Below are 1225 nucleotides of genomic sequence, written 5' to 3' on the forward strand. Positions count from 1 at the left end.
CCCGCGGGGTTCCGCCGCGCTGTCTCGCGCCCCGCCGCCCGGGGCCCCCCGCATCACTCCCCCCGGCCCCCCCCCCCGGGGCGGGGGGGGGGCCCCCCCCCCCCCCCCCGGAGCCTCAGGTCAGTTGGTGAAGTAGATGTACTTCCAGGAGCTGTAGGTGGTGGAGTTGACGTCGTCGCCGGAGGAGCCGTTGATGTAGGCCGACCGGATCCGGACGCGCAGACCCGCCTCGTCGGAGGCGCCGAGGTCGATGACGCTCTTGCCGTTGGTGCCCAGTGCGTAGTACTTCTCGAAACCGCGGTGCCACTTGCCCTGGACGTAGACGTCGATGTCCAGTCGGTGGTGGCGGCCCGAGTAGTAGCTCATGTTGGTGGTGAACAGCGGGCCGATGTTCTTGCGGTACCAGTAGTACGTCTCGGAGCTCCCGCCGACCTTGCCCGTCTTGTAGTACTTCGTCAGCGAGGTGGAGACACTCACCTGGGCGTACGCGGTGACCTTGACCGACTTCGGGGCGGTGCGGGCGTCACCGGCGAAGACCGCGGTGACTGTGGTGTCCCGCTTCATGTCCACCACGGCGGAGATGTTTCCGCTGGAGTTGACGGTCGCCTTCTTCACCAGGACGTTGGGCTTGTCCGAGCCGAAGGGGTTGGCCCAGATTTCCACCGTGCGGTTCTTGTAGGCGGTGCCGAGGTGCGCGGTGAAGGTGACGTCCTTGTCGTACGCGTACACCGTGTCGTTGTTGTTCAGGCTCAGCGTGGTGGCGGTCCGGGAGACGGCCACCGTGTCGGAGCCCGACGCCGCGGCGCGGGTCGCGTCGCCCGCGTAGGAGACGGCGTACTTCACGTCGCCGCCCGCGGGCGGGGTGTCGGTGAAGGAGAAGGTGCCGTCCGCCTTGGTCTTCACCGAGGCCAGCGCCTTGCCCGACGGGGATTCCAGGTCCGTCCGCTTCACCGCGAGCACCGTGCCGGCCGGCAGCGCGTCGGCGTTGGCGATCTTGCCGGTGACGGTCAGCGACTTGGCACGGGTGGCCGTGGCGGGCGCGGTCGCGGTCAGCGTGGTGGTGCTGCGGGAGACGGTCACGGTCCGTGTGGTGGATGCCGGGGCGTGGCCGGTGTCGCCGGCGTAGGAGACGGTGTACTTCGCGTCGCCTTCGGCGATGGGGGTGTCGGTGAAGGTGAACGTTCCGTCGTCGGTGGTGGTGACGGGGGTCAGTTCTTTGCCTGTC

Annotated in this window: 1 pseudogene; it reads right to left on the reverse strand. The window is 68.8% G+C overall.

The features are described from left to right. Positions 1-120 precede the first annotated feature (120 nt). Positions 121-1225: pseudogene (locus ACFXGX_RS27520) on the reverse strand (Ig-like domain repeat protein); the annotation flags it as partial.

Source organism: Streptomyces sp. NPDC059371 (genome assembly GCF_042751995.1).
GTDB lineage: Bacteria > Actinomycetota > Actinomycetes > Streptomycetales > Streptomycetaceae > Streptomyces.